Raw genomic sequence first — 25,975 nt, 5'->3', positions numbered from 1 at the left:
CACCGGTACGTTTACACCGCAAGAGTTTACAGAATTGTTAACAGACTGCAAACCGCTTGATACGAAACGTTTTCAACTACCTTGTCGACTTAGCACATCGAAAGTCGGCTATGAGAAGGCCGGCAAAAGCCGGCCTTCTAACGGTTTACATCACCAGACGGCGGATATCCGCCATGACTGTTGCGATGTAAGCCGCGAAGCGTGCACCGGCTGCGCCATCGATCACACGGTGATCGAAGGAAAGCGACAGTGGCAACATCAGGCGAGGAACGAATTCTTTACCGTTCCAGACCGGCTCCATCGACGATTTTGACACGCCGAGGATCGCCACTTCCGGCGCATTGACGATAGGGGTGAACGACGTGCCACCGATGCCGCCAAGGCTGGAGATGGTGAAGCAGCCGCCCTGCATATCGCCGGCCGTCAGCTTACCGTCACGCGCTTTCTTCGAAATTACCGACAGTTCGTTAGACAGCTCAACAATGCCTTTCTTGTTGACGTCTTTGAACACCGGAACCACCAGACCGTTTGGCGTATCAACCGCCACACCGATGTTGATGTATTTCTTCAGCGTCAGCTTCTGTCCATCTTCAGACAGCGAGCTGTTGAAACGTGGGAACTCTTCCAGCGCTTTAGCAACGGCCTTCATGATGAACACCAGTGGGGTGATCTTCAGATCCAGTTTCTTCTTCGCGGCTTCGTCGTTTTGCTGCTTACGGAAGTTTTCCACTTCGGTAATGTCGGCCTTGTCGTGCTGGGTAACGTGAGGGATCACGATCCAGTTACGGCTCAGGTTGGCACCCGAAATTTTCTGGATGCGGCCCAGCTCGACTTCTTCAATCTCACCGAACTTGCTGAAGTCCACTTTCGGCCATGGCAACATGCCCGGCATACCGCCACCGGCCGCTGCTGCAGGTGCAGACTCGGCACGTTTAACCGCATCTTTGACGTAAGACTGCACGTCTTCTTTCAGAATGCGGCCTTTACGGCCAGTGCCTTTCACTTTCGACAGATTGACGCCGAACTCACGTGCCAGACGACGGATAACCGGCGTGGCGTGAACGTAAGCATCGTTCTCAGCGAACTCACCTTTGGATTCCGCTTTCGCCGGTGCCGGAGCCGCTTTCGCTTCCTGCTTAGCCGGTTCAGCCTGCTGTGGTGCCGCTGCCGGAGCAGCCGCCGCTGGCGCAGCGCCTTCCACTTCGAAGACCATGATCATCGAACCGGTTTTCACTTTATCGCCGGTGCTGATTTTGATCTCTTTCACGGTGCCCGCGAACGGTGCCGGGACTTCCATCGAGGCTTTGTCGCCTTCAACGGTGATCAGCGACTGCTCGGCAGCCACTTTATCGCCCACTTTAACCATGATTTCGGTGACTTCGACTTCGTCATCACCGATATCCGGCACGGCGACTTCTTTCGCGCCGCTGGCTGCTGCGGGTGCCGCTGCCGCTTCTTCTTTCACTTCTGGCTTCGCTTCAGCCGGAGCCGAACCTGAACCTGAACCGGCAGTTTCGAAGACCATGATCAGCGAGCCGGTGCTGATTTTATCGCCGGTACTGATTTTGATCTCTTTCACCACACCCGCGAAAGGTGCAGGCACTTCCATTGAGGCTTTGTCGCCTTCAACGGTAATCAGCGACTGCTCGGCTTCCACCGTGTCACCGACTTTGACCATGATTTCGGTCACTTCAACTTCGTCAGAACCGATATCCGGCACGGCGACTTCTTTGCTTTCTGCCTGAGCAGGCGCAGCGGCTGCCGCCGGTTTCGCTTCTTCTTTTTTCTCTTCGGCTTTGGCCGGTGCCGCAGCACCTTCCGCGTCTTCGAAGATCATGATCAGCTTGCCGGTTTCAATTTTGTCACCGGTAGCAACCTTGATCTCTTTCACGACGCCCGCCTGAGGGGAAGGGACTTCCATAGAGGCTTTATCGCCCTCTACGGTGATCAGCGACTGCTCAACTTCAACCTTGTCGCCCACCTTGACCATAATCTCGGTGACTTCCACTTCGTCTGCACCGATATCCGGTACGGTAATTTCGATAGCCATTAATCTTTCCCTCTTATGCCAGACGCGGGTTGACTTTATCGGCATCGATATTGAATTTGATGATCGCTTCCGCCACCACTTTCTTCTCGATTTCGCCGCGTTTAGCCAGTTCACCCAGAGCCGCAACCACTACGTAAGACGCATCCACTTCAAAGTGGTGACGCAGGTTTTCACGGCTGTCAGAACGACCGAAACCGTCGGTGCCCAGTACGCGGTAATCGCTGGCTGGCATGAAGGTACGGATCTGCTCGGCGAACAGTTTCATGTAGTCGGTTGAGGCCACGGCCGGTGCATCGTGCATGATCTGCGCAACGTATGGCACGCGTGGTTCTTCTGTCGGGTGCAGCATGTTCCAGCGCTCGCAGTCCTGACCATCACGGGCCAGTTCGGTGAACGAGGTGACGCTGTAAACGTCAGAGCCAACGCCGTAGTCTTTCGCCAGGATCTGCGCAGCTTCACGCACGTGACGCAGGATAGAGCCTGAACCCAGCAGCTGTACCTTACCTTTGTTGCCTTCTACCGTTTCCAGCTTGTAGATACCCTTACGGATACCCTCTTCCGCACCCTGCGGCATCGCAGGCATGTGGTAGTTTTCGTTCAGCGTAGTGATGTAGTAGTAGACGTTCTCTTGCGCTTCGCCGTACATACGCACCAGACCGTCATGCATGATGACTGCCACTTCGTAAGCGTATGAAGGATCGTAAGAGATACAGTTAGGGATAGTCAGAGACTGAATATGGCTGTGGCCATCTTCGTGCTGCAGACCTTCGCCGTTCAGCGTGGTACGGCCGGAGGTACCGCCAACCAGGAAGCCACGAGCCTGCTGATCGCCTGCAGCCCAGCACAGGTCACCGATACGCTGGAAACCGAACATTGAGTAGTAGATATAGAACGGGATCATTGGCAGGTTGTTGGTGCTGTAAGACGTTGCCGCCGCCAGCCATGACGCGCCTGCGCCCAGTTCGTTAATCCCTTCCTGCAGGATCTGACCTTTCTCGTCTTCTTTGTAGTAAGCAACCTGCTCGCGGTCCTGCGGGGTGTACTGCTGACCGTTCGGGCTGTAAATACCGATCTGACGGAACAGACCTTCCATCCCGAAGGTACGCGCTTCATCGGCGAGGATCGGAACCAGACGATCTTTGATCGACTTGTTCTTCAGCATCACGTTCAGGGCACGCACGAAGGCGATGGTGGTCGAAATTTCTTTGTTCTGCTCTTCCAGCAAGGCGGAGAACTCTTCCAGCGCAGGCATTTCCAGCTTCTCGCTGAAGTTTGGCTGGCGGGTTGGCAGGTAGCCACCCAGTTTCTCACGCTGACCGTGCAGGTATTTGTACTCTTCAGAGTCTTTCTCGAAGGTGACATACGGCAGTTTTTCGATGTTGCTGTCGTCAACAGGCACGTTGAAACGATCACGGATATAGCGCACGCCATCCATGTTCATTTTCTTCACCTGGTGAGCGATGTTTTTGCCTTCAGCGGATTCACCCATACCATAGCCTTTGATGGTATGTGCCAGAATAACCACAGGTTTCCCTTTGGTATCCTGCGCTTTTTTCAGGGCAGCAAAGACTTTCTTCGGATCGTGACCGCCACGGTTCAGTGACCAGATTTCGTCGTCAGACATGTCTTTAACCAGCGCGGCGGTCTCCGGGTAACGACCGAAGAAGTGCTCACGCACGTAAGCGCCATCGCGGGATTTGAAGGTCTGGTAGTCACCGTCCACGGTCTCGTTCATCAGCTGAACCAGTTTACCGGTGGTGTCTTTACGCAGCAGTTCGTCCCAACGTCCGCCCCAGATAACTTTGATCACTTCCCAACCGGCGCCAGCAAAGATGCCGTCCAGTTCGTTGATGATTTTGCCGTTACCGGTGACCGGGCCATCCAGACGCTGCAGGTTACAGTTGATGATGAAGACCAGGTTGTCCAGCTTCTCACGGGTGGCGATGGTGATCGCCCCTTTAGATTCTGGCTCATCCATCTCGCCGTCGCCGAGGAAGGCGTAAACGGTCTGCGCCGCGGTGTCTTTCAGACCACGGTGCTCAAGGTACTTCAGGAATTTCGCCTGGTAGATCGCGCCGATTGGGCCCAGACCCATTGATACGGTCGGGAACTGCCAGAAATCAGGCATCAGTTTCGGGTGCGGGTAAGAGGACAAGCCTTTCCCGTCAACTTCCTGGCGGAAGTTGTTCATCTGCTCTTCGGTCAGGCGGCCTTCAAGGAAGGCACGTGCGTAAACGCCCGGAGAGATGTGGCCCTGGAAGTACACCAGATCGCCGCCGTCTTTTTCGCTACGCGCACGGAAGAAGTGGTTAAAGCACACTTCATAGATGGTCGCAGAAGACTGGAAGGAGGACATGTGACCACCGAGGTCCAGATCTTTCTTCGATGCACGCAGAACGGTCATGATGGCGTTCCAGCGAATTGCGGAACGGATACGACGTTCGAGAGAAGTATTGCCCGGATAGTCCGGCTCGTCTTCAACAGCAATAGAGTTGACGTAGTTGCGGGCATTCACGCCTGCCGCGATTTTAACGCCACCTTTACGTGCTTCGCTCATTACCTGGTCGATCAGGAACTGTGCGCGCTCAACACCTTCTTCACGGATGACCGATTCGATCGCCTGTAGCCAGTCGCGAGTTTCGATCGGATCCACGTCATTGTGTAAACGTTCTGACATGGGGGTATTCCTTATCTGTGTCTAATACGTTGAATTGTCTGGAGCCTGTCCCGCTGTGTCCGCAATCCTTCAGGCACAGTGAGACAGGCTCGTCGTGTATACCTTGCCAGTGGCAGGGCATAGTTCCGCGTTATGGTTACGCGTTAGTCCTTACGTTGCTGTAATCGTCGTAAGGAGCGCTCTCTGCGACTCTGCTCCCGACTTCTGTCCAGCAATATTTCCTCGATAAACGCCAGGTGACGGTGTGAGGCTTCGCGCGCCTTTTCGGGTTCGCGTGCCACAATCGCCTCAAAAATTCTGGCGCGGTGACCGCCTACTTTTGCCAGCATTTCCCGGCGCGAGTAGAGCAATTCGAAGTTCTGTCTGACGTTCTGTTCCAGCATCGGCCCCATGCTGCGGAGTAAATGCAGCAGCACCACATTATGGGCCGCTTCTGTTACAGCGATCTGATACTGCATCACCGCATCCGCTTCTGCGTCCAGATCCCCGCTGTCTTGTGCGGTCTGGATCTGCACATGGCAGTGGCGAATACGTTCAAAATCATCGTCCGTGCCCCGGAGCGCGGCGTAATACGCGGCGATCCCTTCCAGTGCATGGCGCGTTTCCAGCAGGTCAAACTGGGATTCCGGGTGGTCAGCCAGCAGTTCAACAAGCGGGTCGCTCAGGCTTTGCCACAGGCTGGTTTGCACAAAGGTGCCACCGCCCTGACGACGCAGCAGTAAACCTTTCGCTTCCAGACGTTGGATAGCTTCACGCAGAGAAGGACGGGAGACATCAAACTGTTTTGCGAGCTCACGTTCCGGGAGCAGCTTTTCACCCGGACGCAGGGTCCCTTCCATAATCAGGGACTCGAGCTGTTGCTCGATAGCATCGGATAGCTTTGGTTGGCGGATTTTACTGTAGGCCATCATCCCTTCTTCTGCCATTTGCCGAAGTTAATTGGTAATACCAATTGCAAAAAGGTGCCCGTAAACTAACAAAGTATTCACCTTATGTCCATATGGCAACCCACTGAAACAGGACCCACGTCTCGTTTTCCCATAGAGGAAGAGTCCCGAAAATGGGGTGGAAAAGCGGGGTGTTTCAAATGTTAAATTTTTTAACTTTTCTGAAACAAGGCAAGCGTTTAGTGGGTAAAAATCCACCGGCCATAAGGCAACGTTATTCGTCTTTTGGTCGGGTTTGTGACAGAAACATGAATTGTGATTAAGCGATGAATTTTTAGGCATTCTCCCGCACAAAAAGCGAAAGCGAGTGCAATAGCCCCCGCTTATCACTATTCTTGTCGCGAAGGTAGCATGAGCCTCTTTTTAGTGTCTCTGGCACTGTAAATTTTTCAATACGTTACCTGTGACAACTGACTGACAAAGACGCGTCTTTTGTTGAAAATAATAACGACATCATGAGGTTTATATGGAACAAACACAGGGCGAAACGCTGAAGCGGGGATTGAAAAACCGCCATATTCAGCTGATCGCGTTGGGCGGTGCCGTGGGTACCGGCCTGTTTCTCGGCATTGCCGATACCATCCGCATGGCGGGCCCGTCGGTGCTGCTGGGCTACGCGATCGGCGGCTTTATTGCCTTCCTGATTATGCGCCAGCTGGGTGAAATGGTGGTCGAAGAGCCGGTAGCCGGTTCCTTCAGCCACTTTGCCTACAAGTACTGGGGCAATTTTGCCGGTTTCGCCTCTGGGTGGAACTACTGGATCCTGTATGTGCTGGTGGCGATGGCGGAACTGACCGCCGTCGGCAAATACATCCAGTACTGGTATCCGGATATTCCGACCTGGGTGTCTGCCGCCGTGTTCTTCGTGGTGATCAATGCCATCAACCTGACCAACGTAAAAGTGTACGGTGAGATGGAGTTCTGGTTCTCGATCATTAAAGTGGCTGCGGTCGTGGCGATGATTGTGTTCGGCTGCTGGTTACTGTTCGGCGGCCATGCCGGGCCTGAAGCGCGCGTCTCCAACCTGTGGGATCGTGGCGGCTTCTTCCCGAACGGCATCTCCGGCCTGGTGATGGCGATGGCGGTGATCATGTTCTCCTTCGGTGGCCTTGAGCTGGTTGGCATCACCGCAGCAGAAGCGGATAACCCAGAGCAAAGCATCCCGAAAGCGACCAACCAGGTGCTGTACCGCATCCTGATTTTCTATATCGGCTCACTGACCGTACTGCTGTCGCTGTATCCGTGGACCAAAGTGATTGGCGGTGCCAGCCCGTTCGTGATGATTTTCCACGAGCTGGGCGACAGCCTGGTGGCGAATGCGCTGAACGTGGTGATCCTGACGGCGGCGCTGTCGGTGTATAACAGCTGCGTGTACTGCAACAGCCGCATGCTGTTTGGCCTGGCGCAACAGGGCAACGGCCCGAAAGCGCTGCTGAAGGTCGATTCGCGCGGCGTGCCGGTAATGGCCATCGCGGTTTCTGCTGCCGCCACCGCCTTCTGCGTACTGATCAACTATCTGATGCCGGGTGAGGCCTTCGGTCTGCTGATGGCTCTGGTGGTGTCGGCGCTGGTGATTAACTGGGCGATGATCAGCCTGGCGCACCTGAAGTTCCGCCGTAAGAAAGATCAGCAGGGCGTGGTCACCCGCTTTAAGGCGCTGCTGTATCCCGTGGGTAACTATATCTGCCTGCTGTTCCTGGCCGGTATTCTGGTGATTATGGCGATGACGCCAGGCATGGCGATCTCCGTCTGGTTGATCCCGGTGTGGATTGCCATTCTGGGCGTGGGTTATTTGCTCAAGTCACGGTCTCAGAAAGCCTGACAGCAAGAGGGCACGCCCGTGCCCTCTTCTTTTCCTTCCGCTCGTTCACCAGTTCTGCTTACTGTTCATCGTCGGCTTCCGCGCCTGAAAGCATAAATGTTATCCACCTCACACTTTCTCGCCGACAGGGATTTTGTCCATCTCTGCGACGCTTTCCACCAGCGCAAATCCCCCCTAAGCCATTAATACTGCACTTCATGATTCCAGTAAGGGAAAAATCCATGAAGGGCACTGCACTTTCGATTAAAGAGAAGATTGGCTACGGCATGGGCGATGCGGGCTGCAATATGATCGGCGGCGCCATCATGCTGTTCCTTAATTATTTCTACACAGACGTGTTTGGTCTGGCGCCCGCGCTGGTCGGCGTGCTGCTGTTGTCGGTACGGGTTATCGATGCGGTGACCGACCCGATCATGGGCGCGATTGCCGACAGAACGCAGAGCAAATATGGCCGCTTCCGGCCCTGGCTGCTGTGGATTTCCCTGCCCTATGTGCTGTTCAGCGTACTGATGTTTACCACGCCAGAATGGACCTATAACAGCAAGGTTATCTATGCCTTTGTCACCTACTTCCTGATGTCGCTGACCTATACGGCGATCAATATTCCCTATTGCTCGCTGGGCGGCGTGATCACCAATGACCCGAGCGAACGCGTCTCCTGCCAGTCTTACCGCTTCGTGATGGTCGGTATCGCCACCCTGATCCTCTCCCTTTCCCTGCTGCCGATGGCGGAGTGGTTTGGCGGAGAAAACAAAGCCCGCGGTTACCAAATGGCGATGAGCGTGCTGGCGCTGATTGGCCTGTGCATGTTCCTGTTCTGTTTCGCCACGGTGCGCGAGCGTATCCACCCGGCGGTGCCCAGCAATGACGATCTGAAATCTGACCTGAAGGCCGTGTGGAAAAACGACCAGTGGGTTCGCATCCTGCTGCTGACCTTCTGCAACGTCTGCCCCGGCTTTATCCGTATGGCGGCCACCATGTACTACGTCACCTGGGTGATGGGCCAGTCAACGCACTTCGCCACGCTGTTTATCAGCCTGGGCGTCATTGGCATGATGATTGGCAGTACGCTGGCGAAGGTGATGACCGACCGCTGGTGCAAACTGAAGGTATTTTTCTGGACCAACATCGTGCTGGCGATTTTCTCCAGCGGCTTCTACTTCCTCGATCCTCACGCTACCGTGCTGGTGGTGGTGATGTACTTTGTGCTGAATATCCTGCATCAGATCCCTTCGCCGCTGCACTGGTCGCTGATGGCCGACGTGGATGACTACGGTGAATGGAAAACCGGGAAACGCATTACCGGCATCAGCTTCTCCGGCAATCTGTTCTTCCTGAAAGTGGGACTTGCGGTCGCCGGTGCCATGGTGGGCTTCCTGCTCTCTTATTATGGCTACGACGCTGGCGCCAAAGCGCAGGCACCGAGTGCCATCAACGGTATTATGCTGCTGTTTACCGTGATCCCTGGCGTGGGCTATCTGATCACCGCCGGCGTGGTTCGCCTACTGAAAGTGGATCGTCCGATGATGCTGCAAATCCAGCAGGACCTGGAGAAGCGTCGGCAGAATTTCCAGGAATTGAACGACTATCACGACAGTAAATCCCCAACCAAACCGGTGAATACATAATGACTTCCTCACTCTGGCAAAACCCGTTAATCGAGCAGCGCGCCGATCCTTTTATCCTGTTCGATCGCGGCAGCTACTACTTTATCGCCTCCGTCCCGGAATATGACCGGCTGGAAATCCGCCAGGCTAAAACGCTGGCCGCACTGGCTGAGGCCTCGCCGGTTGTGGTTTGGCGAAAACCAGACAGCGGCGAAATGAGCGAGCTGATCTGGGCACCCGAACTGCACAGAATCGACGGTATCTGGGTCATCTACTTTGCCGCGGCGCCCACCCAGGCGATCAAAGACGGCCTGTTCCAGCACCGAATGTTTGCGCTGGCCTGTACGGACGATAATCCCCTCACCGGCACGTGGCGTGAATGCGGGCAGATTGTCACTCCGATCGACAGCTTTGCGCTGGATGCCACGCACTTTGTGCATCAGGGGAAGAACTGGTATTTGTGGGCGCAGAAAGATCCGGCCATCGCCGGTAACTCCAACCTCTATCTGGCGGAGCTTGCCACGCCGTGGGCGATAAAAGGTGAGCCGGTGATGATCAGCCGGCCCGAATTTGACTGGGAATGCCGGGGGTTTAGCGTCAACGAAGGCCCCGCCGCAATCCGCCATGGCAATCGTCTGTTTGTCAGCTATTCCGCCAGCGCAACCGACGAAAACTACTGCATGGGCTTACTGTGGATTGAAGCAGATGCGGATCCGCTGGACAGTGCTAACTGGCATAAATCGGCGCAACCGGTCTTTACTACCAATACGCAGCACCGCCAGTTTGGGCCCGGTCATAACAGCTTTACGGTTTCAGAGAAGGGAGAGGATGTGCTGGTCTATCATGCGCGGAATTACACCGAAATTGAGGGCGATCCGCTGTATGACCCTAATCGTCATACGCGGATCAAAACCTTTTGCTGGAATGCGCAGGGGATGCCGGAATTTGGCACGCCTCCCGCAGATTCGTCGTCAGACCAGCGTGCCGTAAATGGTTAACAGCGCGACCACCACCACCATCACCCACGAAACCTTCTTCGCCAGCGCTACGGCGACGCGAGGGGTTTCGACCTTATCGGTGTGCGGATCGCGCGCCAGAGAGAACTGGGCCAGCCGCGTCAGCACCTGATATTGCGAGGTGTGGCGGTCGCCAAGGGAAGCAAACCAGGCGGGCAGCGCGCGCTCGCCATGGCCCAGCAGCGCATACGCCACGCCCACTAACCTGACCGGCAGCCAGTCAACAATATGCAGGATCGCATCCACGCCCGACTGTGAGCGCTCCAGCGGTGAATGATGACGCGCCAGCCACGACTGCCACGCACGCAGGAAAGCGTATCCCACCAGCAATACCGGTCCCCAGGGGCCGCCAACCACAAACCAGAACAGCGGCGCCAGATAGTAGCGGAAGTTAATCCACATCAGCGCGTTTTGCAGTTCGCACAGGTATTCCCGTTCGTCGCAATCGACCGGAATACCGTGGATAAGCGTCAACTCTTCCGCCATCGCCTGATGCGCATCGGTGTCGTTATGGCTCGCCGCTTTCAGATAGGTATGATAATGCAGGCGAACAGACCCGGCACCGATGCACAGCAGCCCAACCGCAATCCAGAACAGCAGTTGCAGCACGCCGAAAAACAGTCCTTTCAGCGCCAGCAGACAAACCACCATCACCGCCATCGCCAGCAGCATCATCGATAGCGTACGCACCAGCGAAAACCGGTGCTTCTTGCGAAACAGCGGCGCCAGGTGATGGTCCAGCTGCCAGTGCTCGCCCATTTTGAACAGGCGTTCCCAGCCCAGAACCAACAACAAACTAAAAAGCGTCATGCCTGTTACTCCTGTACTGGGGCGTCCGGGCGGCTGCCCAGCGCGTCCCAAAATCTTGTCCAGTCAAAAGCCGGACCCGGATCGGTTTTTCGTACCGGCGCAATATCACTGTGCCCGGTGATGTGCTCGGCTATTCCGGGATAATGAGCGATAAGCAGCGCGGTGAGTTCTTCCAGCGCCTGATACTGCGCATCGGTGTAGGGCAGGCTGTCCGTCCCTTCGAGTTCGATGCCAATGGAAAAGTCATTGCAGGCTTCACGGCCCTGATAGGTCGATACGCCAGCGTGCCATGCGCGAAGGTGGAAAGGAACGTACTGCACGATTTCACCATCGCGGCGGATCAGGCAGTGCGCGGAAACCCGCAGCTGGGCGATATCGGCAAAATAGGGATGGGCGTGGGGATCTAAGGTCCCGGTGAATAACGCATCGATCCACGGACCGCCAAACTCACCGGGAGGCAGGCTGATATTGTGGATCACCAACAGCGACGGCGTTTCATTATCCGGACGCTCATTGAAATGCGGCGAGTGAACCCGCTTCACTCCGTGGATCCAACCCTCGTGCAACTGCATGCCCTGCTCTCCTTTTATAACGATTTCATCAGAGTAGCATGAATCATTTTTGGATAACCAAACTTCTGATAAGCGCCAAATCCGGCCGATGAAAATTATTTTGTTTTTCCTGCATCCAGTTCGCGTCCCCAGCCGTAGATAGCTTTGTAAGGCAAATGTGCCTTCTCTGACTCTCAATGGAACACATCATGAAAACAATCGTTCGCACGGCGCTTTGCGCATCATTACTGTTCAGCGGTGTCGCCATGGCTGACTCGATGAGCAACAACGTTATGGTCGGCGGCTCTGCGATGTTCCCGTCAAAAAACATCGTTGAAAATGCGGTGAATTCCAAAGATCACACCACGCTGGTGGCGGCAGTTAAAGCGGCTGGCCTGGTCGATACCCTGCAGAGCAAAGGCCCGTTCACGGTCTTCGCACCGACCAATGCCGCGTTTGCCAAACTGCCTGCGGGTACCGTCGACAACCTGCTGAAGCCGGAAAATAAAGCCATGCTGACCAGCGTGCTGACCTATCACGTGGTTGCGGGCAACTATGACATGAAGATGTTAGAGAAAAAGATTAAACAGGGTAAAGGCCATGCCGAGCTGAAAACCGTTAACGGTCAGCCGCTGTGGATTATGAGTAACGGCCCGCACAATATTCAGCTGAAAGATGGTCAGGGAAATGTCGCTAATATCAGCACCTACGATGTTCATCAAAGTAACGGCGTAATCGACGTAATTGATACCGTGCTGATGCCGAAATAACAAAAAAGCGTTATACCAGGTGCAGCAGGTTTTCTCAGATCCTCTGCACCTTTTTTTCACAGGAAGCTTCATGACAGACGATGTTATCGACAGTCAGGTTCTTTTACTGCAAGCGGTCGGCCGGGGTGACAGGCGGGCGTTTGAACAGCTCTATCGCCAACTTTCCCCTTATCTTTTCGCCATCGCCTTGCGCATGCTTCGGCGGCGCGGCTGGGCCGAAGAGGTGCTGCATGACACGATGCTGGCCATCTGGCAGCGCGCCGCCAGCTATGATCCGCTGCTGAGTGCACCAAAGACCTGGATGACCACGCTTATCCGCCATCGGGCCATTGATTATCTTCGGCTGAAGGGCAACCAGGCCTCTCCGCTGGATACGCTGGATATCGACACGCTGAACGAAGATTACACTGAGGGACTCTCCTGCACCTTTGCGGACGGTTTACCCTCGACCTCTGAAGCCCGCAGATTAGCGGACTGCCTGGATCATCTTCCGGGAGAACAACGACAAAGTGTGATGCTGGCCTATTATCAGGGCCTGTCGCACAGCGAAATTTCTGAGCACCTGCAGCAACCGGCTGGCACCGTTAAAAGCTGGATCCGTCGCGCATTGGCCCATTTGAAAGAGTGTGTGGGAATATGAAAACAACAAGCCAATACGATTCGGCCCTCGCTGCAGAATATGCCCTCGGCACCTTACGCGGCCCCGCGCGCCAGCAGTTCGAACGCCGGTTGCAACAGGAGCCCGCACTGCAGGAAGAGGTCAGCCGCTGGCAGACAATGCTCGGCCATATGGACCACGCGGTGCAACCCGTTGTCCCTTCTGCCGACGTCTGGCAAAAAATCCTGCGTGACCTGCCAGCCGAAAAACGCGCGCGGATGCCATTCCGCTGGCATTACCTCGGCTGGGCGCTGGCCGCGTCCTTCGCCGGCGCGCTGATCGTCAACATCAATCAACAACCCGCCTCTTTGCAGGCCGTTGCCGTGCTGAACAGCAGCGGGAGCCAGCAGGGTTCCTGGGTGGTTGCGCTGAATCAGGCCCGGAGCGAGCTGACGCTGCAGGCAATTAATGCCAGCGCGCTGCCCGCGAAGCAAAGCCTGGAACTGTGGCTGATCCCGCCGGGACAAAAGCCGCAGTCATTGGGGCTGGTTGATCCCACGCGCATCACGCGCATCGCCTTGAACAGCAACCGACTCAGCGACCTGCCGCTGCTGGCCATCAGCCTTGAGCCGCAGGGCGGTTCACCCACCGGCCAACCCACGGGTCCGGTGGTGTTTAGCGGCAAGGTTTCGTCAATCTGACGGTGGCAATTGCGGCATCGCGGCTTGCTGGCAAGCTTCCGCTAAACAGGCTAGCATGGTCGAACTCTCTATCCGACCTTTCGGAGTTCGATCATGACTACCCGCCGCTACGATCCGGACAGCCGCCGCACGGCATTGCTGGAACGTGTTGAGGATGATATTCCCCCAAGTGTTGCTCAGGCCCTGCGTGAAGATCTGGGAGGCGAAATTGACCCCTGCAAAGATATCACCGCCAGCCTGTTACCTGCCGAAGCAACCTCGCATGCCGTTGTTATTACTCGCGAAGCGGGTATTTTTTGCGGCAAGCGTTGGGTGGAGGAAGTGTTTATCCAACTCGGCAATAAAACCCAGATCCTCTGGCATGTTGAGGACGGTGATGCAATCGCCGCCGATCAACCGTTGTTCGAAATCACCGGCCCTTCTGCATTGATCCTTACGGCAGAACGCACGGCGCTGAATTTTGTGCAGACGCTGTCTGGCGTGGCGACGGAAGTCAGCCGCTATGTGGCGATCCTTGAAGGAACCCGCACCCAGCTGCTGGATACCCGGAAAACCCTGCCGGGCCTGAGAACGGCCCTGAAATATGCGGTGCTCTGTGGCGGCGGCGCTAACCATCGCCTGGGGCTTTCTGACGCGTTCCTGATTAAAGAGAATCATATTATTGCCACCGGTTCGATTCGCGATGCCGTGGAAAAAGCCTTCTGGCTGCATCCGGATGTCCCGGTTGAAGTCGAAGTCGAGTCTTTGGACGAGTTGACCCAGGCGCTGGCTGCCGGTGCAGATATCGTGATGCTGGATAACTTCACCGTTGAGCAGATGCGTGAAGCCGTGAAGCAAACCGACGGCAACGCGCTGCTTGAGGTCTCCGGCAATGTCACCGATGAAACGCTGCGGATCTTTGCGGAAACCGGCGTCGACTACATCTCGGTCGGGGCGTTGACCAAACACGTCCGTGCGTTAGATCTTTCAATGCGCTTCAAATAAGCCTGGGCATTGTGCCCCCACGCCATCGTCTTTGCGATGGCGTTTTTACGTTCAGCTTTCGTTATGCGATCCTCCTTCCAGCCCGTGCACTGAATACTGCAACCGGTTAAAACTTCTTTCGGCCCGCCCCGGCATTGCCGGCTTTCGCCATGGCAGCCTGATTTTTGCGGCGTTATCGTGCAGCCTCTTAATCACAAGGAGGTTTGGCATGAAACAGCAGCAAGGATTTACTCTGATCGAGCTGATGATCGTTATTGCCATCATCGCGATTTTAAGTGCCATTGGCTTGCCGGCGTATCAGGGCTATCTGCAAAAAGCGGCGCTCACCGATATGCTGCAAACCGCGCTTCCCTATAAAACTGCCGTCGATCTCTGTGCCATTGAGCATGGCGGGTTTGGCAATTGCAGTGAGGGAAGTAACGGTATCCCCAACGGCAAAGGATCGCGGTATGTCGCGGCGGTGGGCATTAATGCCGGGGTGATTTCACTGACCGGACAGGAGAGCCTCAGCGATCTGCGGGTCGCCATGCGACCTGACTGGGATGCGGCGCAAGGTCAAATCAGCTGGCAACGCAGTTGCAGCAGCGCCCAGGCAAGCCTGAAAGAAGCCTGTGAGAATGTCTTCCGCTTCGATGACGATAGCAGCGGGGTGTCAGAATGATCCTCGAATCTACCCAACGTGCCGTAGAAGCACTTTGCCAACGCCATCACGCGGTGATCGTCAGTTTTACCGCCGAGCGGTTGCAGCTGGCGATGGCGACCCTGCCGGAAGAGGAGCTGCTCGCATCCCTGCGTTTTGCCACCCACTGTGCGCTGGACATTGAATGCTGGCCGGAGGCACGCCTTGAGCAGTTTCGACAGCAGCAGAAAAACGCCCCTTCTCAGCAACCCACCGCCGCAACCGATCGCGGCGCGCCAGATAAAATCCAGCAACTGTTACTGCTGGCCGTGCAGCGGCGCGCGTCGGATATTCATCTTGAACCGCAGGCCGGTTCGTTAAGGGTCCGCTTACGTGTCGATGGCGTGCTGCAAACCCTCTCCGGCAATGAACAGGATAACGCCGCAGCCTTGCTGGCACGGCTGAAAATATTGGCCAGTCTGGACATTACCGAACGCCGGACGCCCCAGGATGGCCAGTTTACCGTTGAGCTGAACGGTAACCCGGCGTCGTTCCGCCTCTCGACGTTGCCCACACAGTTTGGCGAAAAGGCCGTTATCAGGCTGCTGCAAAGCGAGCCGCAGGCGGTGGCGCTGGATAAGTTAGGCATGCCGCCTGCCCTGCTTAAGATTTATTGCCAGGCACTGGCGCGACCGCAGGGTTTGATTCTGGTGACGGGACCGACGGGCAGCGGGAAAACGTTCACGCTTTATAGCGGCTTAAATTCGCTGAACACGCCACAGCGTAATTTATGCAGCGTCGAAGACCCGATTGAGATCCCGCTGGCCGGGATAAACCAGACCCAGATCCACCCGAAAGCCGGGCTGGACTTCAACCTGGTGCTACGCGCCCTGCTGCGCCAGGATCCGGACGTGATTATGCTGGGCGAGATCCGCGATCGGGAAACGGCAGAAACGGCGGTGAAGGCTGCGCAAACCGGTCACCTGGTGCTGTCGACACTGCATACCAACTCCACTCTGGAAACCTTAACCCGCCTTGGACAGATTGGCATTCCAGGTTACCTGCTCGCTTCAGCCCTAAAGCTGATTGTCGCCCAGCGGCTGGTGCGTCGTCTTTGCCCGCACTGCCGGCAGAAAAGCGAGGCTGTCGCCCACTTCCCGCCCGCTATCTGGCCCGGCACCGTGCAAAACTGGCAGGCACCGGGTTGTGAGCGTTGCTACTCGGGCTTTTATGGCAGGCTGGCACTGTTCGAGATGCTGCCGATCACCGCGCGGCTGCAAAATGCGATTGCCGCTAACAGCACGGCAGAGCAGCTTGAAATGATTGCCCGCCAGCATGGAAGAAACTCGCTGTTTATCGAAGGACTGCATTGCGTCAATCGTGGCGACACTACCCTTGAGGAACTGAACAGGATCGTCGGCAACAATGATGGCTGAACCTTACCTGTTTCGCTGGCAGGCGATGGATCAAAGCGGCAGGTTGGTTGAAGGTGCCCTGTTTTGCCAAAGCCAGCAGGAGGTGATGGATCGCCTGCTGGCTGACGGGCTAATGCCACTGTCGCTCTCTGCCGCTAAACGCTACCGGGCGCGTGAGTGGCAATGGGCGCAGAAAATTGCCTTCTTTCGTCAGCTGGCGACGCTGTTGAAGGCCGGTCTGACCCTGTCTGCCAGTCTGAATCTGCTGGCGGAAGAGCATCCTCATCCCGGTTGGCAGGCATTGTTCAGGCAGCTGGAAAACAACGTGGCGGAAGGCATGCCCTTTTCTGACGCGCTGGCGCTGTGGCCGCAGGTCTTCCCACCGCTGTTTCCGGCATTGATGTACGTTGGCGAGTTAACCGGCAGGATCGATGAGTGCTGTCTGCAACTGGCCTGTCAGCAGGAGCGCCAGCAGCAACTGCAAAAGAAGGTGACGAAAGCGCTACGCTACCCTTTGTTTATCCTGTCGCTGGCTCTGTTGGTCAGCATTGGCATGCTGGTGTTTGTGCTGCCGGAATTTATGTCTGTCTATCAGGCTTTCAATGCGCCGCTACCGGCGTTCACTGCGGGCGTCATCGCGCTTTCAGGGGGGTTACAGCATTACGGTTTTCAGTTGCTGGTAGGTCTGACGGTTCTGGCCTTCAGCTGGCGCTGGCAGACCAAACGCTCCCCGGAATGGCAAAAGAGGGAGCAGCGCTGGCTGTTAGCCTTACCGCTAACGGGCAAGCTGTATCAGGGCGGGCTGTTAAGCCGGATATTTATGACGCTGGCACTGACGCAGCAGGCCGGGCTGACACTGCTACAAAGCTTGCAGGCGGTGGAGAAAACGCTGACCTCATTGCTGTGGCGTGAAGCGATCCAGCAGCTTCAACAGCACATTGCCACTGGCTATCCGCTTTACCAGGCCCTGAAGCAACATCCGCTTTTCAGCCCGGTGTGTTATCAGCTGATAAAAGTGGGTGAAGAGTCTGGCTCACTGGACAGCATGCTGGTACGGCTGGGAGAATTACATGAAGATATGACGCATGAGCTGGCAGACAATCTGGCCGCCGCGCTGGAACCGATGATGATGGTGATTACCGGGGTGCTGGTGGGCGCGTTGGTCATTGCTATGTATCTGCCCATCTTCAATCTGGGGGATGCGTTGGGATAAAGGTAAATCCAGCCTGCCATGGATGTTAGCTGGCTGGATTAGCGCGCCGTTAAGCGGACAATGGCGGTGGCGCGTTGCCAGTTGCCTGGCGCCGGTTGCCGGTTGCCGGTTGCCGGTTGTCCGCGAAGGTAACGCGAACAGGCTAGCGGTTAAATACGCGGTTTTCCTGCTCGTTAACCCGAATAAAGGTGGTGCGCTTGGTCAGCTCTTTCAGATGCTCAGCACCGACATAGGTACAGGCTGAACGCAGGCCGCCAAGGATATCGCGCACGGTGTTGTCGACCGGGCCACGGAAGGGGATCTTAACGGTTTTACCTTCCGCTGCGCGATAACCCGCCACGCCGCCAACATGGCGCTTCATCGCAGATTCGGAGCTCATGCCGTAGAACAGCATAAACGCTTCGCCCTCTTCTTCCACCAGCGTGCCCTCGCACTCTTCATGGGCTGCCAGCATACCGCCCAGCATCACAAAATCAGCCCCGCCGCCGAACGCTTTTGCCACATCGCCTGGCATAGAACAGCCGCCATCGCTGACAATTTGCCCGCCGAGGCCATGCGCCGCATCGGCACACTCAATCACCGCAGAAAGCTGCGGATAGCCCACGCCCGTTTTAACCCGGGTGGTGCAAACTGAACCCGGACCAATGCCCACTTTGACAATGTCTGCGCCAGAGAGGATCAGTTCTTCAACCATTTCCCCGGTCACCACATTGCCCGCACAGATGGTTTTGCCCGGACAGGCTTCACGGGCGCGCTGCAGGAACTCTACGAAATGTTCGGAGTAGCCGTTAGCCACATCGATACAGATGAAATTCAGCAGTGGCGAAAGCGCCAGAATCTGCTTCATCTTGATGAAGTCGGCATCGGAAGTGCCGGTAGAGACCATCACATGCTTCAGCACATTTTCAGGCACACGGGAGACGAACTGCTGCCATTGCTCAACACTATAATGTTTATGCACCGCGGTGAGCATATCAAAGGACGCCAGCGCTTCGGCCATGGTAAAGGTGCCCACGGTATCCATATTGGCAGCAATGATCGGCACACCTGACCAGGCAACACCGGAATGTTTGAAGGTAAATTGACGGGTAAGTTCTACCTGAGAGCGGCTTTTCAGCGTGGAACGCTTTGGCCGGATAAGGACATCTTTAAAGCCTAATTTAATATCTTCTTCAATACGCATGATAGATTTCCTGGTTGATGGCGCGAAAGTCAGCAATTGCCAGCTCCAGTGACGCTATCATACGCGCTAAAATCGCGCGGACAAGACTGCGAAAGCAGGTTTATTTACGCTACAATCTCATAAATTTATCTGCTATCCGCTCGTGTGACCGGTGCCTCATTTTTAAGCCAGTAGCCGCCTTGTTAATCCTCCGCGATACCGACTGCCCACACTCAGAGCCAGGAGAGAAGAGGCTTATGCGCTATACTGTTGCGCTGACCGGTGGCATCGGCAGCGGAAAAACCACCATTGCCAACGCCTTTGCCGACAGAGGTGTGGATATCGTCGATGCTGATGTGATTGCCCGTCAGGTCGTCGAGCCAGGCCAGCCAGCGCTTGCCGCGATCCGCCAGCGATTTGGCGCAGACGTGATGCAAAGTGATGGCAGCCTCGATCGTAAAGCGCTGCGTCAGCGCATTTTCACCTCGGGGGAGGATAAAACCTGGCTCAACGCCCTGCTCCATCCCCTTATTCAGGCAGAAACACGCCGCCAGCTCGCGCTAACTCACTCCGTTTGGTGTTTGTGGGTCGTGCCGCTCCTGGTTGAAAATAATCTTCAGCATCTGGCGAACCGGGTGCTGGTCGTCGACGTGGATCGTGAGACCCAGTTAAGACGCACCATCGCCAGGGATGGTATCAGCCGCGAACAGGCGGAACATATTCTGGCTGCCCAGGTATCGCGCGAACAGCGCCTTGCGGTAGCAGACGACATTATTGATAACGGCGGGTCACCCGAGTCGGTGACCGCGCGCGTTGCCCTGCTTGACCAGCAATATCGCCAGCTGGCCGGGGCCATTGACCAGGATTAACAGCATGAGCACAACGATTCTATTTGAGTACCCACTGAACGAAAAAATGCGCACCTGGCTAAGAATCGAGTTTTTAATCAGCCAGTTAGAGAGCAGCCGAACCATCACCGATCCTCTTGGAGCACTGACCTTTTTCCGTAACGCGGCCGAACTGCTTGATGTGTTTGAACGCGGCGAATTACGCACTGATATTGTGAAAGAGCTGGAAAAACAGCAGCAGAAATTGCGCGCCTGGGCGGATGTGCCGGGTGTGGATATGGAACTGATCGATACGCTGCGCGACAAGCTTAAAGCCTGTTCCGGCACGCTGATGGCCGCCCCACGAATGGGTCAGCTGATGCGTGAAGATCGTCTGATTGGCCTGGTACGCCAGCGGCTGAGTATTCCCGGCGGCTGTTGCAGCTTCGATCTGCCGACTCTGCATATCTGGCTACATGTCGCACAGGAACAGCGTGATGCCCAGGTTGCGGTCTGGATGGAGTCGCTGATGCCCATCCGCGAAGCGCTGACCCAAATTCTGGATTTGATCCGTCAGTCTGGTGAGTTCCGCACGCAAACCAGCGTCAACGGTTTTTTCCAGGACAACGGCGAAGGTGCCGAGCTCCTTCGGCTTCAGCTTTCGCTGGATGATTCCCTATACCCGCAGGTTTCCGGTCACAAAAGCCGCTATGCAATTCGTTTTCTGCCATTAGACAGTGAACGCGGTGAAGTGCCGGCACGCCTCGATTTTGAACTTGCCTGTTGTTAAGGTTTTGCCTGATGAATAAAGATGATGTGATAGTTGTTAACTGCCCGACCTGTGCGAAAGAGGTGATTTGGGATGAACTGAGTCCGTGGCGGCCATTTTGCTGCAAACGCTGCCAGTTAATCGACCTTGGGGAATGGGCTGCGGAAGAAAAGCGTATTGCCAGTAATGACCAGCATTCAGAAAGTGAAGGCTGGAGCGAGCACGACCCAAACCACGATTAAGATGCTCCCGCCATCGCTGGCGGGAAGCTTGTTAAAGCACTTCGGCCAGCAGTCGACGAACGATTGCGGCGTTGGCGGGAGGAAATTCATCCGCCACCAATTCCCGTTGCGGTACCCAGCGCTGCGGTTGCCCTTCGCGGCCATAGGGTTCTCCCTGCCAGCGATCGACAATAAAGAAGTGTAGCGTCACGTGGAAACTGCTGTCGCCATGCTCACCTGAGCCATACGCCACGGCGTTTTCAACCTCAATGCCCGTCTCTTCATGCAGCTCACGCTTCAGCGCCTCTTCAGGCGTTTCACCTGCTTCAATTTTGCCACCCGGGAACTCCCACATGTTCGCCATATGCGAGCTGGCTGAACGCCGTGCGAGGAAAATATTCTGGTTTTGATCGCGGATAATACCTACCGCCACTTGCAGCTGCTTCATTCACTTTCACTCTGAGAAACTTTACACCTCGCCACTATTCCAGCGTTAACGGGGAATGGCAAGCCAGAATCCGCCTGTTTCGAGCCCGCCCGAAAATCTGCTTTGCAAGGCGATGTAATCATCTTGTGCACGTTCTGAGGCCTCGACTGAGGCGTATAGTACCGGCAGATGCTACTGAAGCATGGGGACCAGGGAGGAGAAATGATGGTGGAGGCATTACAGGGATCGGGGCAGTTATGGGCAAGTGGCGTCTGGCTAACGACAGGCCTTATCGGCGCGATGATGGGCAGCCTGGTCTGGCTACTGAGTGGCTGGTTGCCCGCTAAGATACGGGGTGTGTCCTTCGAGATCAGCCGTGAAAATATTCCCGGCTTCTGGCTGCTGCCAACGCTCTGTTGCGGCATTTCATTGCTGGTAGCCGCAGTGCTCCCCGCCCGTCTGCTGCCCGCTTCCCTGTTGTTAAGCTGGATACTGCTGGCGTTGATCGTTATCGACCTGCGCTATCTGCTGCTTCCCGATGTACTGACCCTTGCACTGCTGTGGCTGGGATTGCTGGGCAACGTCGCAGGCGTGATTTCCTCAGCGCTTCTCACCGAGGCGGTGCTTGGCGCGGCGGCTGGCTTTACGGTGCTGGCGCTACTTTCATATGGCTACCGGATGGTCTGCAAAAAAGAAGGACTGGGGCTGGGAGATGCGAAGCTGCTTGCCGCACTGGGTGCCTGGCTCGGGGTGTACTGGCTGCCCATACTGGTGCTGATGGCCTCGCTCGCCTCGCTAATTGCTTTAGGCATAATGCAGTGGGTATCAGGACGTCCATTGCGCGATCCCTTTCCATTTGGCGCGGCGCTGGCAGTTAGCGGCTGGTTATTGTTTATCTGCAACCCTGTTGTGGCATAAAAAAAGGGCCGGAGAATCTTCTCCAGCCCTCTTATGCTCACCGTCTGCTGTTAAGCAAGACGACCGTGACACTGCTTGTATTTTTTACCAGAACCACATGGGCAAAGATCGTTACGGCCAACTTTACGCTCGCCGGTTTGATCTGCCATCTCGATGGCGGCTTCGGTTTCAACATCAACGTGGCTCAGCTGCTGCTGGCTAGCCAGGCGTTCCGCTTCTTCACGGCGCTGCTCTTCCATTGCTTCAACTTCTTCAGGCATACGTACCTGAACTTTGCACAGCGTACTGATCACTTCGTATTTCAGTGATTCCAGCATCGCAGCAAACATGGCGAAGGATTCACGCTTGTATTCCTGCTTCGGATCCTTCTGCGCATAACCACGCAGGTGGATACCCTGACGCAGGTAATCCATCGCGGCCAGGTGCTCTTTCCACAAGGAATCCAGCGTTTGCAGCATGACGCCTTTCTCGAAGTTACGCATCATCTCGACGCCAACCACTTCTTCTTTGCGCAGATACTGCTCTTTCGCATGTTGCATGATGCGCTCACGCAGCGTCTCTTCATGCAGTTCTGGCTCTTTATCCAGCCATTCTGCTACTGGCATATCCAGATCGAAGTCGTTTTTCAGACGCTCTTGCAGACCTTTCACATCCCACATTTCTTCCAGGGACTGCGGTGGAATGAAGGTGTCCAGCGTGGTTTTGAACACGTCTTCGCGGATGCTGCTGATGGTTTCTGAAACGTCAGACACGTCCAGCAGTTCATTACGCTGAGAGTAAATCGCACGACGCTGATCGTTAGCAACGTCATCATATTCCAGCAGCTGCTTACGAATATCGAAGTTACGGCTTTCCACTTTCCGCTGGGCGTTAGCGATCGCTTTGGTCACCCACGGGTGTTCAATCGCTTCGCCAGGCTTCATGCCCAGTTTACGCATCATATTAGACACGCGATCGGAGGCGAAAATACGCATCAACGCATCTTCCATCGACAGGTAGAAGCGGGATGAACCGTTATCACCCTGACGACCCGAACGGCCGCGCAACTGGTTATCGATACGGCGTGATTCATGACGCTCGGTACCAATGATGTGCAGACCGCCCGATGCCAGTACCGCATCATGACGAATTTTCCAGGCGCTCTTGATCGCGTCGATCTGTTCTGCGGTTGGATTTTCCAGTTCAGCAATCTCTGCCTGCCAGCTGCCGCCCAGCACGATGTCCGTACCACGACCCGCCATGTTGGTGGCGATGGTGACGGCACCTGGCTGACCAGCCTGCGCCACGATATCTGCTTCGCGGGCGTGGAATTTGGCGTTCAGTACCGCGTGCTCGATCTTGGCAAGTGAAAGCTGCTCAGAAACCACTTCGGATTTCTCAATGGAGATGGTACCCACCAGTACCGGCTGACCATTCGCGGTCCGCTCGCGGATGTCTTCGATGATCGCGTCGATCTTCTCTTTCTCGGTCATATAGACCAGATCGGCCAGATCTTTACGCACCATCGGACGGTTGGTTGGTACAACAATAGTTTCCAGCTTATAGATCGAGCTGAATTCGAACGCTTCGGTGTCCGCTGTACCGGTCATCCCGGCCAGTTTGTTGTAAAGACGGAAGTAGTTCTGGAAAGTGATGGAAGCCAGAGTCTGGTTCTCATTCTGGATTTCCACGCCTTCTTTCGCTTCAATTGCCTGATGCAGACCGTCAGACCAGCGACGTCCCTGCATGGTACGGCCGGTGTGTTCATCAACGATGATCACTTCGCCGTCTTTTACAATGTAGTCAACGTCGCGGGTGAACAGCACATGAGAACGCAGAGCGGCGGTCACATGGTGCATCATCATGATGTTGCCTGGGGAGTACAGCGACTCGCCCTCTTCCATGATGCCTTCGCTGACCATCAGCTCTTCAATCGCCACCAGACCCCGTTCGGTCAGGTGAACCTGGCGGGCTTTCTCATCTACTGAGAAATGGCCTTCGCCCTGGAAGCTGTCGGAATCTTCTTTTTCCTGACGGATCAGGCTTGGGATGATTTTGTTGACCTTGATGTACAGCTCAGAGCTGTCTTCCGCCGGACCCGAGATGATCAGTGGGGTACGGGCTTCATCGATCAGGATGGAGTCAACCTCATCCACCAGCGCATAGTTCAGCTTACGCTGTACACGGTCTTCAGGGCTGAAGGCCATGTTGTCACGCAGGTAGTCGAAGCCGTATTCGTTGTTGGTGCCGTAGGTAATATCGGCAGCATACGCTTCACGCTTGGCCGGTGCTGGCATACCTGGCAGGTTGATACCAATGCTCAGGCCAAGGAACTCGAACAGCGCACGGTTGTTTTCCGCATCACGAGAGGCCAGATAGTCATTGACCGTGACCACGTGGACGCCTTCGCCGCTCAGGGCATTCAGGTAAGCTGGCAGCGTTGCGGTCAGGGTTTTACCCTCACCAGTACGCATTTCAGCGATGCACCGGTCATTCAGTACCATGCCGCCCAGCAGCTGTACGTCAAAGTGACGCATACCAAATACACGCTTACTGGCTTCACGAACGGTAGCAAAGGCTTCCGGGATCAGGTTTTCCAGCACTTCGCCTTTTGCCAGACGGGCGCGGAACTCAACGGTTTTTGCCTTCAGCTCATCATCAGACAGCTTCTCAAAATCCGGTTCCATTTTGGTGATCTGATCGACGACTTTGCGCATACGGCGCAGGGTGCGGTCATTGCTACTGCCAAAAACTTTGGTTAATAATTTGATTAACATAGTAAATACTTTCTCTCAGCCACCACATGACGTGGTGAAGCGCTTAATTATAAGTTGGGTGTAATGAACGTAGACGTTACGCGAGAGAAGCAGGTCCGGCACGAATGCCCTGAACCTGAGCAAGCCACAGGCCGGTCTGATAACGGGGTTTTGCTGCGCTCTGAGGCTCACTGGTCTGACGAATGATCGTCGGCGGTCTGGCTTCGTGCGTCAGTAAGCCGTTCAGCGTATCCAACAGCGCCAGTTTCTGCACTTCGAGCGGCATAACCTGCTCGGCAGTGGGCTGATTGGCTGGCGTTAGCGTGAAGGAGAGATGACGAATAACGGTGCGGATGGCATGCTGATGCCAGTAATCCACGTTAAAATTAGGACGACGGACGCTTTCCTGCAGCAGTGCGAGGCTGTCGAAACGCACGCCATTGCTGATATTCAGGCTTCGGGAGGCGGTTTCTGGTAAAGTTGTCCGGTCGCTGGCAGCGTGAGGCAGGCCAAGACCAGCCGCGACCATCCCCAACAGGAGATGCGGCCAGAAATAACGTCTGCCAAGTTGTCGCCAACGATTTAGAATCCCGATCACTGTTTCCGCCGGAGCTTGCTATGCGTGATAGTCGCCCGCATTCAATTGAAAATTTATTCGAAGTCACCGATGCCAAAGGTATGCTGCAATCCATTCAGCAGCGCGCCATTGCGCTAAACAAACTGAACCGGGCCGTGCAGGGTATTCTTCCTGCGCAGATGCATCCCTGGTGCCGCGTGGCCAATTTTCGCCAGGGCATCCTGGTGCTCGAAACCGCTAATGCCAGTTGGATGATGCGCTTACGCTATGAACAATCCAGCCTGCTGTCAGCTTTACGAGCGCAAATATTACCATCATTGACGGCAATCGACATCACGATAAATCCTTCACTGGCAGCAAAAGGGCAGGAAAGCGTGCAAAAAAGCGGCGGTCGACCTGAAGCAGAAGAAAATTCGCCGGGACGTCAGCTGAGTGAACAGAGTGCGGAGATACTGCGGAGTGTGGCGAGCAGGGGCTCTGAAAAACTGAAGAAGACAATAGAACGACTGGCCTCACTGGCCGGAGAGAGTACCAGCTCAACCAGTCGTAATAAGTAATG

The 25,975-nt window shown here is 55.5% G+C and carries 24 protein-coding genes; 15 read left to right on the top strand and 9 right to left on the bottom strand.

All coding sequences use genetic code 11. The features are described from left to right. Positions 1-145: 145 nt before the first annotated feature. The 3 genes from aceF to pdhR form a co-directional block, all read right to left on the bottom strand. Complete coding sequence (gene aceF / locus EBC_RS05385; protein ID WP_013200784.1) at positions 146-2,050, bottom strand: pyruvate dehydrogenase complex dihydrolipoyllysine-residue acetyltransferase; 1,905 nt, start codon at positions 2,048-2,050, stop codon at positions 146-148. A 13-nt stretch (positions 2,051-2,063) separates the two neighbouring features. Beyond that, complete coding sequence (gene aceE, locus EBC_RS05380; RefSeq protein ID WP_013200783.1) at positions 2,064-4,727, bottom strand: pyruvate dehydrogenase (acetyl-transferring), homodimeric type; 2,664 nt, start codon at positions 4,725-4,727, stop codon at positions 2,064-2,066. 143 nt (positions 4,728-4,870) lie between these two features. Further along, entirely contained in the window at positions 4,871-5,635 is a 765-nt protein-coding gene (gene pdhR / locus EBC_RS05375; RefSeq protein WP_013200782.1) for a pyruvate dehydrogenase complex transcriptional repressor PdhR, read from the bottom strand. Positions 5,636-6,140: 505 nt separating this feature from the next. On the opposite strand from pdhR, the gene aroP reads away from it, so the two are divergent. The 3 genes from aroP (at position 6,141) to EBC_RS05360 (ending at position 10,101) form a co-directional block, all read left to right on the top strand. Beyond that, positions 6,141-7,496, top strand: a complete 1,356-nt coding sequence (gene aroP, locus EBC_RS05370) for an aromatic amino acid transporter AroP (protein ID WP_013200781.1) — start codon at positions 6,141-6,143, stop codon at positions 7,494-7,496. Positions 7,497-7,717: 221 nt separating this feature from the next. Then, entirely contained in the window at positions 7,718-9,124 is a 1,407-nt protein-coding gene (locus EBC_RS05365; RefSeq protein ID WP_013200780.1) for a glycoside-pentoside-hexuronide (GPH):cation symporter, read from the top strand. Further along, positions 9,124-10,101 carry a glycoside hydrolase family 43 protein gene (locus tag EBC_RS05360; RefSeq protein WP_041691906.1) on the top strand — a complete coding sequence of 326 codons (978 nt, stop codon included), beginning with the start codon at positions 9,124-9,126 and terminating at the stop codon, positions 10,099-10,101. Before EBC_RS05365 ends, EBC_RS05360 begins: the two co-directional genes overlap by 1 nt. Here EBC_RS05360 and ampE read toward each other — a convergent pair. Beyond that, entirely contained in the window at positions 10,075-10,929 is an 855-nt protein-coding gene (gene ampE / locus EBC_RS05355; protein ID WP_013200779.1) for a beta-lactamase regulator AmpE, read from the bottom strand. The genes EBC_RS05360 and ampE overlap by 27 nt on opposite strands. A 5-nt stretch (positions 10,930-10,934) precedes the next feature. Beyond that, a complete protein-coding gene (gene ampD / locus EBC_RS05350) occupies positions 10,935-11,501 on the bottom strand; it encodes a 1,6-anhydro-N-acetylmuramyl-L-alanine amidase AmpD (protein ID WP_013200778.1) in 567 nt (188 codons plus the stop codon). Between the two features lie 188 nt (positions 11,502-11,689). On the opposite strand from ampD, the gene EBC_RS05345 reads away from it, so the two are divergent. The 7 genes from EBC_RS05345 to hofC all read left to right on the top strand — a co-directional run bounded on the left by EBC_RS05345 (position 11,690) and on the right by hofC (position 17,780). Beyond that, positions 11,690-12,250 carry a fasciclin domain-containing protein gene (locus tag EBC_RS05345; RefSeq protein WP_013200777.1) on the top strand — a complete coding sequence of 187 codons (561 nt, stop codon included), beginning with the start codon at positions 11,690-11,692 and terminating at the stop codon, positions 12,248-12,250. A 70-nt stretch (positions 12,251-12,320) separates the two neighbouring features. After that, entirely contained in the window at positions 12,321-12,890 is a 570-nt protein-coding gene (locus EBC_RS05340; protein WP_041691905.1) for an RNA polymerase sigma factor, read from the top strand. Then, positions 12,887-13,549, top strand: coding sequence for an anti-sigma factor (locus EBC_RS05335; protein WP_013200776.1), 663 nt, complete (start codon positions 12,887-12,889; stop codon positions 13,547-13,549). Before EBC_RS05340 ends, EBC_RS05335 begins: the two co-directional genes overlap by 4 nt. Before the next feature lie 93 nt (positions 13,550-13,642). Continuing rightward, positions 13,643-14,533, top strand: coding sequence for a carboxylating nicotinate-nucleotide diphosphorylase (nadC, locus tag EBC_RS05330; protein WP_013200775.1), 891 nt, complete (start codon positions 13,643-13,645; stop codon positions 14,531-14,533). Between the two features lie 208 nt (positions 14,534-14,741). Beyond that, on the top strand, positions 14,742-15,194 hold the full coding sequence (ppdD, locus tag EBC_RS05325; RefSeq protein WP_013200774.1) for a prepilin peptidase-dependent pilin: 453 nt from the start codon (positions 14,742-14,744) through the stop codon (positions 15,192-15,194). Next, entirely contained in the window at positions 15,194-16,588 is a 1,395-nt protein-coding gene (gene gspE / locus EBC_RS05320) for a type II secretion system protein GspE (RefSeq protein WP_157868051.1), read from the top strand. The genes ppdD and gspE overlap by 1 nt, the downstream gene beginning before the upstream one ends. Further along, positions 16,581-17,780 (top strand): protein transport protein HofC, encoded by a 1,200-nt coding sequence (hofC, locus tag EBC_RS05315; protein WP_013200772.1) that lies wholly within the window; start codon positions 16,581-16,583, stop codon positions 17,778-17,780. Before gspE ends, hofC begins: the two co-directional genes overlap by 8 nt. Before the next feature lie 142 nt (positions 17,781-17,922). Here hofC and EBC_RS05310 read toward each other — a convergent pair whose 3' ends face one another. Continuing rightward, positions 17,923-18,963, bottom strand: a complete 1,041-nt coding sequence (locus tag EBC_RS05310) for a GMP reductase (RefSeq protein ID WP_013200771.1) — start codon at positions 18,961-18,963, stop codon at positions 17,923-17,925. Between the two features lie 236 nt (positions 18,964-19,199). Here EBC_RS05310 and coaE point away from each other — a divergent pair, with 236 nt between their 5' ends. Genes coaE through yacG form a run of 3 tightly spaced genes read left to right on the top strand, consistent with a single transcriptional unit; the run spans position 19,200 to position 20,780 of the window. Then, entirely contained in the window at positions 19,200-19,811 is a 612-nt protein-coding gene (gene coaE / locus EBC_RS05305) for a dephospho-CoA kinase (protein WP_013200770.1), read from the top strand. Positions 19,812-19,815: 4 nt separating this feature from the next. Next, positions 19,816-20,559, top strand: coding sequence for a cell division protein ZapD (gene zapD / locus EBC_RS05300; protein ID WP_013200769.1), 744 nt, complete (start codon positions 19,816-19,818; stop codon positions 20,557-20,559). Between the two features lie 11 nt (positions 20,560-20,570). Further along, on the top strand, positions 20,571-20,780 hold the full coding sequence (gene yacG, locus EBC_RS05295; protein ID WP_013200768.1) for a DNA gyrase inhibitor YacG: 210 nt from the start codon (positions 20,571-20,573) through the stop codon (positions 20,778-20,780). A gap of 31 nt (positions 20,781-20,811) precedes the next feature. Here the strand turns inward: yacG and mutT are convergent, their stop codons facing one another. Beyond that, entirely contained in the window at positions 20,812-21,207 is a 396-nt protein-coding gene (gene mutT / locus EBC_RS05290; protein ID WP_013200767.1) for an 8-oxo-dGTP diphosphatase MutT, read from the bottom strand. 201 nt (positions 21,208-21,408) lie between these two features. Here mutT and EBC_RS05285 point away from each other — a divergent pair, with 201 nt between their 5' ends. Continuing rightward, positions 21,409-22,104 carry a prepilin peptidase gene (locus EBC_RS05285; RefSeq protein ID WP_049789581.1) on the top strand — a complete coding sequence of 232 codons (696 nt, stop codon included), beginning with the start codon at positions 21,409-21,411 and terminating at the stop codon, positions 22,102-22,104. A 50-nt stretch (positions 22,105-22,154) separates the two neighbouring features. Here EBC_RS05285 and secA read toward each other — a convergent pair whose 3' ends face one another. After that, positions 22,155-24,860 (bottom strand): preprotein translocase subunit SecA, encoded by a 2,706-nt coding sequence (gene secA / locus EBC_RS05280; protein WP_013200765.1) that lies wholly within the window; start codon positions 24,858-24,860, stop codon positions 22,155-22,157. 76 nt (positions 24,861-24,936) lie between these two features. After that, a complete protein-coding gene (gene secM, locus EBC_RS05275) occupies positions 24,937-25,437 on the bottom strand; it encodes a secA translation cis-regulator SecM (RefSeq protein WP_013200764.1) in 501 nt (166 codons plus the stop codon). A gap of 20 nt (positions 25,438-25,457) precedes the next feature. Here secM and EBC_RS05270 point away from each other — a divergent pair, with 20 nt between their 5' ends. Continuing rightward, complete coding sequence (locus EBC_RS05270) at positions 25,458-25,973, top strand: DUF721 domain-containing protein (protein ID WP_013200763.1); 516 nt, start codon at positions 25,458-25,460, stop codon at positions 25,971-25,973. The last annotated feature ends 2 nt before the right edge of the window (positions 25,974-25,975 follow it).

The sequence above is a fragment of the Erwinia billingiae Eb661 genome (assembly GCF_000196615.1).
Taxonomy (GTDB): Bacteria; Pseudomonadota; Gammaproteobacteria; order Enterobacterales; family Enterobacteriaceae; genus Erwinia; species Erwinia billingiae.
The sequence above is the reverse complement of the archived record's forward strand: the minus strand, read 5'-3'. Positions and strand labels throughout refer to the sequence as shown.

Coding starts and splice junctions, on each gene's coding strand:
- hofC (WP_013200772.1), top strand. CDS start 16,581: ATGGCTGAACCTTACCTGTTTCGCTGGCAGGCGATGGATCAAAGCGGC.
- aceF (WP_013200784.1), bottom strand. CDS start 2,050: ATGGCTATCGAAATTACCGTACCGGATATCGGTGCAGACGAAGTGGAA.
- EBC_RS05335 (WP_013200776.1), top strand. CDS start 12,887: ATGAAAACAACAAGCCAATACGATTCGGCCCTCGCTGCAGAATATGCC.
- yacG (WP_013200768.1), top strand. CDS start 20,571: ATGAATAAAGATGATGTGATAGTTGTTAACTGCCCGACCTGTGCGAAA.
- mutT (WP_013200767.1), bottom strand. CDS start 21,207: ATGAAGCAGCTGCAAGTGGCGGTAGGTATTATCCGCGATCAAAACCAG.
- EBC_RS05340 (WP_041691905.1), top strand. CDS start 12,321: ATGACAGACGATGTTATCGACAGTCAGGTTCTTTTACTGCAAGCGGTC.
- EBC_RS05270 (WP_013200763.1), top strand. CDS start 25,458: ATGCGTGATAGTCGCCCGCATTCAATTGAAAATTTATTCGAAGTCACC.
- EBC_RS05310 (WP_013200771.1), bottom strand. CDS start 18,963: ATGCGTATTGAAGAAGATATTAAATTAGGCTTTAAAGATGTCCTTATC.
- ampE (WP_013200779.1), bottom strand. CDS start 10,929: ATGACGCTTTTTAGTTTGTTGTTGGTTCTGGGCTGGGAACGCCTGTTC.
- aroP (WP_013200781.1), top strand. CDS start 6,141: ATGGAACAAACACAGGGCGAAACGCTGAAGCGGGGATTGAAAAACCGC.
- EBC_RS05365 (WP_013200780.1), top strand. CDS start 7,718: ATGAAGGGCACTGCACTTTCGATTAAAGAGAAGATTGGCTACGGCATG.
- nadC (WP_013200775.1), top strand. CDS start 13,643: ATGACTACCCGCCGCTACGATCCGGACAGCCGCCGCACGGCATTGCTG.
- pdhR (WP_013200782.1), bottom strand. CDS start 5,635: ATGGCCTACAGTAAAATCCGCCAACCAAAGCTATCCGATGCTATCGAG.
- zapD (WP_013200769.1), top strand. CDS start 19,816: ATGAGCACAACGATTCTATTTGAGTACCCACTGAACGAAAAAATGCGC.
- EBC_RS05345 (WP_013200777.1), top strand. CDS start 11,690: ATGAAAACAATCGTTCGCACGGCGCTTTGCGCATCATTACTGTTCAGC.
- coaE (WP_013200770.1), top strand. CDS start 19,200: ATGCGCTATACTGTTGCGCTGACCGGTGGCATCGGCAGCGGAAAAACC.
- ampD (WP_013200778.1), bottom strand. CDS start 11,501: ATGCAGTTGCACGAGGGTTGGATCCACGGAGTGAAGCGGGTTCACTCG.
- EBC_RS05285 (WP_049789581.1), top strand. CDS start 21,409: ATGATGGTGGAGGCATTACAGGGATCGGGGCAGTTATGGGCAAGTGGC.
- ppdD (WP_013200774.1), top strand. CDS start 14,742: ATGAAACAGCAGCAAGGATTTACTCTGATCGAGCTGATGATCGTTATT.
- aceE (WP_013200783.1), bottom strand. CDS start 4,727: ATGTCAGAACGTTTACACAATGACGTGGATCCGATCGAAACTCGCGAC.
- EBC_RS05360 (WP_041691906.1), top strand. CDS start 9,124: ATGACTTCCTCACTCTGGCAAAACCCGTTAATCGAGCAGCGCGCCGAT.
- secA (WP_013200765.1), bottom strand. CDS start 24,860: ATGTTAATCAAATTATTAACCAAAGTTTTTGGCAGTAGCAATGACCGC.